This is a genomic window from Edaphosphingomonas laterariae (assembly GCF_900188165.1).
GTDB lineage: Bacteria > Pseudomonadota > Alphaproteobacteria > Sphingomonadales > Sphingomonadaceae > Sphingomonas_E > Sphingomonas_E laterariae.
This window is the reverse complement of record NZ_FZOS01000034.1, coordinates 22,448-29,055: the sequence shown is the minus strand read 5'-3', so window position 1 is coordinate 29,055 and position 6,608 is coordinate 22,448. Positions and strand designations below refer to the sequence as shown.

Annotated in this window: 6 protein-coding genes, 1 other RNA gene and 1 pseudogene; 2 read left to right on the top strand and 6 right to left on the bottom strand. The window is 66.2% G+C overall.

Translation table 11 applies throughout. The features are described from left to right. Positions 1–458: pseudogene (locus CHB74_RS18570) on the bottom strand (hypothetical protein); the annotation flags it as partial. Between the two features lie 58 nt (positions 459–516). On the opposite strand from CHB74_RS18570, the gene CHB74_RS22285 reads away from it, so the two are divergent. Together CHB74_RS22285 and CHB74_RS18565 are read left to right on the top strand one after the other, a co-directional pair. Next, entirely contained in the window at positions 517–699 is a 183-nt protein-coding gene (locus CHB74_RS22285; RefSeq protein WP_218821468.1) for a hypothetical protein, read from the top strand. Between the two features lie 334 nt (positions 700–1,033). Beyond that, positions 1,034–2,818, top strand: coding sequence for a DUF885 domain-containing protein (locus CHB74_RS18565; protein ID WP_425442317.1), 1,785 nt, complete (start codon positions 1,034–1,036; stop codon positions 2,816–2,818). A 53-nt stretch (positions 2,819–2,871) separates the two neighbouring features. Here CHB74_RS18565 and ffs read toward each other — a convergent pair. The 5 genes from ffs to CHB74_RS18540 form a co-directional block, all read right to left on the bottom strand. Beyond that, an RNA gene (gene ffs / locus CHB74_RS18560) (signal recognition particle sRNA small type) lies at positions 2,872–2,969 on the bottom strand. Positions 2,970–2,992: 23 nt separating this feature from the next. Continuing rightward, complete coding sequence (locus tag CHB74_RS18555; protein WP_089220998.1) at positions 2,993–4,078, bottom strand: endonuclease/exonuclease/phosphatase family protein; 1,086 nt, start codon at positions 4,076–4,078, stop codon at positions 2,993–2,995. Positions 4,079–4,080: 2 nt separating this feature from the next. Beyond that, complete coding sequence (locus CHB74_RS18550; protein WP_089221003.1) at positions 4,081–4,416, bottom strand: 2Fe-2S iron-sulfur cluster-binding protein; 336 nt, start codon at positions 4,414–4,416, stop codon at positions 4,081–4,083. Further along, a complete protein-coding gene (locus tag CHB74_RS18545; protein ID WP_089220997.1) occupies positions 4,413–5,519 on the bottom strand; it encodes a cysteine desulfurase family protein in 1,107 nt (368 codons plus the stop codon). The genes CHB74_RS18550 and CHB74_RS18545 overlap by 4 nt, the downstream gene beginning before the upstream one ends. After that, positions 5,516–6,550 carry a cysteine desulfurase family protein gene (locus CHB74_RS18540; RefSeq protein WP_281253565.1) on the bottom strand — a complete coding sequence of 345 codons (1,035 nt, stop codon included), beginning with the start codon at positions 6,548–6,550 and terminating at the stop codon, positions 5,516–5,518. Before CHB74_RS18540 ends, CHB74_RS18545 begins: the two co-directional genes overlap by 4 nt. Positions 6,551–6,608: the final 58 nt, after the last annotated feature.

Here is a 6,608-nt window from a genome sequence, read left to right as displayed (position 1 = left end):
GACGCCAGGAAAGCGGGCGAGAAGCGCGCCGTCGCCGACGCCGTCTTCTCGCGGCAATCGAGCTGCCGCACTGGATCGGCCACATCGGTCCGCGACATCGTGATCCACACGGCCAGCGTCTTGGGCCCGCCCGCCGGCGTCCAGTCAAATTCCAGGCTGTTCGCCGCGCGCGTCAGCCCGCTCAGCGCGCCACCCGCCGTCAACGTGCCCGTGCCCGCCCAGGTGCAACGCACCCGCGTCGGGCTCGTCCCGAAAACCCCCTCGGGCGGCACCAGCGGAATGTTCGCCGTTTCGCCGGTCAACAGCGACTTCACATTGCCCAGCCCGTCGAGCTGCTCGGCGGCAAAGGGCTGCCAGCCTGAACCCGGCCGCTGGCTCGCCCAGCCACCACCCTGCGCCAAATTCATCAGCGCGCGATCGCCCGTATAATAGTTCGCCTGCGCCAGATTAACGCCCAATGGCGCGCCTGTCGGTGATGGGGTCGGCGTTGGCGTGGGTGTCGGAGTAGGCGTCGGCGTGGTCGACGTGCCATTTTTAAGTATTTGCTTAGGCGGCGGAAGTTTTGTGACGCCACCGCTGCTCGACAACATCAGTGTTGCGGCGGATGCAATGCTGGATACGCAAAGGATTGAGACACCCCACGCCATCCGCTTTCGCGACTTATTGCCACCCTGGGCTGCAACGCTGCTCATATTATAATAATACCTTCACCAGGCGGCGCCCCCACTCGCCAGGAACACAATGGATGCGGGCCCACGTCATAAAGACTCGTTAAAGGCGAGCGCCCCCGGCGCATTTCATCCTATTTTAACGACGTTTCTCGGCAGGGCGACGCGACACGGCGACGAAATGAGGCCAATTCAGCAGTTCACATTGGAACCCGAGGCATCGAGATAATCCGTCCGATTACCTGCAAAAATCGGCCAATAACGCCGATATTGGCCCCGTCGCGGAACGATTCGGTTGCAGCCGAAAACCCGCTTCGCAAAGACAGAATCACGCTCTTGGAGCGCAGCCATTTTAAGCTAGAACGATGACAAATATTCCATATTCGGAGTTCGTCGGCATGATCCGCGCCGCTTTCCTGTCTGCCCTTGTCGCCACCGCCTGCCCCAATTCTCTCGCATTCGCTCAGTCATCGCCGCCAGAATCGCGCGATGCGGCCGCCGATACTCAGCTCAAGGCCATTTACGACGCCGAATGGGCCTGGCGGATGGACCAGTTCGCGATGGTCAAGGACGAAAGCGGGTGGAACGCGACCGCGGATCACCTGCCCCGTGTCGATCCGACCAGTCAGCGCGCGCGCCTCGCTTACTGGACCGATGTACTGGCTCGGCTCGATCGGATCAGTCCTCAAGCACTCTCGGCGGAGGAGCGGATCAACTATGCCGTGTTCCGCACGAGCATCGAGGCATTCGCCAACGACGTGAAGTTCCGGGGCTATGAAATGCCCTTCAACAGCGATTCCAGCTTCTGGGCGCACCTCGCGCCCAGCCGGGGCTTCCGCACCGCAGATGAATATCGCCGCTACATCGGGCGGATGCGCGATGTGCCGCGCTATTTTGACGAGCAGATCGCCAATATGCGTGCCGGGGTGAAGCGCGGTTTCAGCGTGCCACGCGCGACGCTGCCCGGCCGCGACACGTCGATCGCCTCCTTCACCTCGCCCGACCTGACGACAAACCCGTTCATGGTCCCGTTCGCCCAGATGCCCGAAACCATCCCGGCGACAACGCGCGACGCGCTCCGCGCCGATGGCGAAGCCGCGCTCGCCAAGGCCGTGATCCCGGCCTATGCGCGCCTCCTCAGCTTCATGCGCGACGAATATATGCCGCAGGCGCGCAGCACGCTCGCGGCCGAAGCGATGCCCGACGGCAAGGCCTATTATGCCGCGCAAATCCGTGAATATACGACGCTCGATCTCACCGCAGCGCAGATCCACCAGATCGGCCTCGGCGAAGTCGCCCGGATCGAAAGCGAGATGAAGGCCGTGATGGCCAAGAGCGGCTTCAAGGGCAGCTTTGCTGAGTTCCTCAAGTTTCTCCGCACCGATCCGCAGTTCATCGCCAAAAGCCCCCGCGAACTTCTCTCTTACTCGGCCTATGTCGCCAAGAAGATGGACGGCAAGCTGAAGGACGCGTTCAGCCTGCTGCCGCGCTACCGCTTCACCATCCTGCCCGTGCCCGATGCGATCGCGCCATTCTGGACGGCGGGGCGCGGCGGGCTCGAAGCCTGCTGGATGAACACTTATGACCTGCCGTCGCGGCCGCTTTACAATATCCCGGCGCTCACGCTTCACGAATGCGCGCCCGGCCACAGTTTCCAGGCCGCGCTCGCGCTCGAGGCCCCGGCCCGGCCGGATTTCCGCCGCGAAACCTATTTCTCGGGCTATGGCGAAGGCTGGGGGCTCTATACCGAATGGCTCGGTGGCCAGCTCGGCATCTATGAAACGCCTTATGAGGAGTTCGGCCAGCTCTCCTACGAAATGTGGCGGGCCGCCCGCCTCGTCATCGACACCGGCGTCCATTCCAAGGGATGGAGCCGCGATCAGGCAATCGCCTATCTGCGCGATCATACCGCGCTGTCCGAACATGAGGTGACGACCGAGGTCGATCGCTACATCAGCTGGCCGGGCCAGGCGCTCGCCTACAAGCTGGGCGAAATGACGATCCGCCGCCTGCGCAAGGAGGCCGAAGACAAGCTGGGCGAACGATTCGACCAGCGCCGCTTCCACGATGCCATATTGGCGCTCGGCGGTGTTCCATTGCCCGTGCTCGAACAGCGCATTGGAGAATTCATCGCCACCGGCGGGCAATAAATCCATGCGTGGCCGCCTGCCTGTGCGGGCGGTCCTCGATCGCGATGCTGGGGTGAGGTGGGAGCCGGAACGACCCGGAACGAAATCGTTGCGGCTGCTTCCTTCCGGACCTGACCGGGTTGGCGACGGTTCCGTCCGCCCGACTCCCGGGGCGCATATGGGCGAATGCGCGGATTAACGCAAGCGCCCGCCTGCGGGTAACGGACAGGTCGGCGCAAGGGTCGATGCCGTCGGCCAGCTCAGCTCGTAAGTAACGAGAAACCCGTCATGATCCGAAAGTTCGGGGCCGCTCTCCCCGCCGTCGAACATCGCCTCGACGCTGACCGGACGAATGGCGACCGCGTCGCCCGGCCAGTAGAATTGCAGATCCTGCGTGTTCATCCATGGCTCGTCGCCATCCCAAGACATGCGGACTTCGCAGCCATTGGCGGGTTCCGCGCATACGCGATGCACGAGTTGCAGCGGCTGATAGCGGGCGAATGTCGTGAACCGATCCTCCGCATGACGCATGTTAAAGTCACCACCGAAAATCAGCGGATTGGCATCATCGTTCGTCTCGGCAAGGAACTGCGCGACGGCCAGCGACTGGCGCTCATGCGCGGCGAGGTTGCGTTCCGCCGGCGCGTTCGATGCCCCACGCGAATTCATGTGCGTGCCATAGACGTCGATCGCCCCCGGCACGCCCGGCAGCGCGATCCGGGCAAGCGCGATGCCCTTGTTGGCCAGGCAATCGATCCCCGCGCACGCCCGCTTGCCATAAGGCCGCACCTGCATCTGGACGATCGGATATTCGGACGCGACGGCAAGCCCGCTGCCTTCGAAATGGATGCCGATCTCGCCCCGGCTGATCTTCGCCTTGCCCGGCAGCTTGGGCGGCAGCGGATCGGGCGATGTGGTCGTCCTTCGCGGGCCGTGGCTGATGGCCGGATAGCCGCTGTTCGCCACCGCCGCCTTGGCCGCCCCGCTGAACATTTCCTGGAACAGCACGATATCGGGCGCCGTCCCGGCCAAGCGCATCGCTGCAAGCCGCTCGCCAATCGCGCGCAGATCGTCGCCACGCCCGCTCCGCGCCGGCCAGCCCAATCCTTCGATATTGTAGGTCAGAACCTTGAGCTGGGCCGTCGCCGTACGGCCGTCGGGGGATGTGTGGACTTCCGGCGCGCGCGCATCGGCGCAGGCCAGCGTCCGCACCGGCGGGCTGCCCGAACAGGCCGTCAGCCCAAGCAAGGCGGCCGTCGCGATCGACGCCCGCACCCCCATGGTCAGCGGCCCTGCATATTGTGCGCTTCACCGGGGATGCGCACCGTCAACTCGTCCACCCCTTCGGGCAGGTAGATCTGACAGGCCAGTCGCGAAAAGCGCGTCACGCTGGCGGCGAGATCCAGCAGATCCTCCTCCATCTCGCTCGCTTCCGGCAGCTTCTGGAAATCATCGCGGTCGACAATGACATGGCAGGTCGAACAGGCCATCTGCCCCTCGCACGTGCCTTCGAGCGGCTGGCCATTGGCCTGCGCAACGTCCAGCAGGCGCGATCCGGCCGGCGCCTCCACCTCGTCCACCTGCCGACCATCGGCCGAAACGAACCGCACCCGCGTCACGCCGCCCACTCCATCTGCCGCGCCGCCGCCTCGCGGATCATCGCCGTCGCCTGTGTGATTTCGTCCGCCGTGGTGTAGCGCCCGAAGCCGAGCCGTATGCTCGCCCGCGCCTCGGCATCGCTGAGGCCGATCGCCTTCAGCACATGGCTTGGCCGGCCCGATCCGCTGGCACAGGCCGAACCCGCCGAAAAGGCCAGCCCGCGCAGTTCCGAAATCAGCCGGGCCGCTTCCACGCCCTGGTGGCGCAGGTTCGCATTGCCCGGCCAGCGCGGCTGTTCGGCCCCGTTCCACGTCCAGTCCGGCAAGCTCGCCCGCAGCTGGCGCGCAAGCCTTTCGACATGCGCCTTGTCCTCATCCATCCGCGCAAAGGCCAGCGCGGCGGCGGCGCCGAAACCAGCGGCGAGCGCAGGGCTGATCGTGCCCGATCTTATGCCCGCTTCCTGCCCCCCGCCATGCAGCAGGCCCGGCAGGCTGCGCCCGTCCGCCATCCACAAGGCGCCGATGCCGATCGGCCCGTAGATCTTGTGCGCGGAAATCGAGATGAAATCCGCCGCGCCACGCGGGATCGGCAGTTTGCCATAGCCCTGGGCCGCATCCAGATGCAGCGGCGCCCCCGCCTTGCGGGCGAGCGAAGCCAGCGCCTCGATCGGCTGAACGACGCCGATCTCGTTATTGACGTGCATCACCGAAACCAGCGCGCAGCGGCTGTCGATCGCGGCTTCGGCCGCTGCCATGTCGACGAGGCCATCGGGCCCGACCGGCAGGATCACCACCTCGGCACCATCGCCGCCCATCGCAGCGGCGGTATCGAGCACGCAGGCATGTTCCGTGGCGATCGTCACCAGCCGGCGGCGATCGCTGGACTGCATCACGCCCTGAATGGCGGTGTTGGCGGCCTCGGTCGCGCCGCTCGCGAAGATCAGGCGCCCGGCACCCAGCGGAGCGGCCACCTGTTCGCGCGCCAGTTCCACCGCGGCGGCCGCTTCCCGCCCGGCGCGATGCGGCGAATGCGGGTTGGCCGCGCGTCCATCCAGCCAGCGCAGCATCGCGTCCCGCGCTTCCGGCGCCAGCGGCGTGGTCGCCTGATAATCGAGATAGATCATGCCGCGCGTTGCCCCGCATCCGCCGCCATCGCGGTCCAGACCCGGATGAATTCATAGATCTCGGCGCGCGTCGTCGAAGAGCCAAAGCTCACGCGGATCACCTCACGCGCTTCGTCCTCGGGCCAGCCCATCGCCATCAGCACATGGCTCGGCTTCACGCTGCCCGACGAACAGGCGCTGCCCGCCGAAACCGCGATCCCGGCCAGATCGAAGCGGATAAGCTGCGCCGCCGCCGGCACCCCCGGCATCCGATAGGCACCGATTGTCGGGATGCGCTGGCCATTGCCCGCCACCACCACGCCGCCCGCCGCCGCCAGCGCCTTTTCCAGATGGTCGCGCAGTTCCGCCGCACGGCCCAGCCATTCGCGGCGCGCTTCCAGCGCGGCGGCGAAGGCCATCGCGCCCGGCAGGTTTTCGGTGCCGGGGCGATAGCCCTTTTCCTGCCCGCCCGGGGCATCCAGCGTCGCCAGATCGCGCACCAGCAGCGCGCCGACGCCGGGCGGCCCGCCCAGCTTGTGCGCCGAAACGGCGATGAAGTCCGCCTCCTCGGGCAAGGCGATCTTGCCGGCGGTCTGCGCGCAATCCGCCAGCCACAGCCCACCCAGTTCCTTCACCCGCCGGGCGATCCGCCCGCAATCCTGCAGCACGCCGGTTTCGTTATTGGCGTGCTGGATGGCGAACAGCATCCGCCCGCCATCGACCAGCGGCTGGACCAGCCCGTCCGCGCCCACCGGCAGGCGGCCATCGCCCACGATCCGGCGCACCGCATCATGTTCCACCGCCGATGCCTTCACATCGTCAGCCTTGGCGCGGAGCAGCGCGATCGCCAGCGCCTCGCTGGCGCCGCTGGTGAAAATCAGTTCGCCCGACCAGCCAAGCGCCGCTTTCACCCGCGCGCGGGCATCTTCCAGCATGGCGCGTGCGGCGCGGCCTTCGGTGTGTGGCGAGGACGGGTTTGCCCAGTTCCTCAACGCCTCCGCCATCGCGTCGCGCGCCTGAGGAAGCAACGGCGTGGTCGCGGCATGATCCAAATAGATACGGGCCAAGGGGGAACGATGCTCCGACAAGATTGCGCGCTGTAACCCGCCT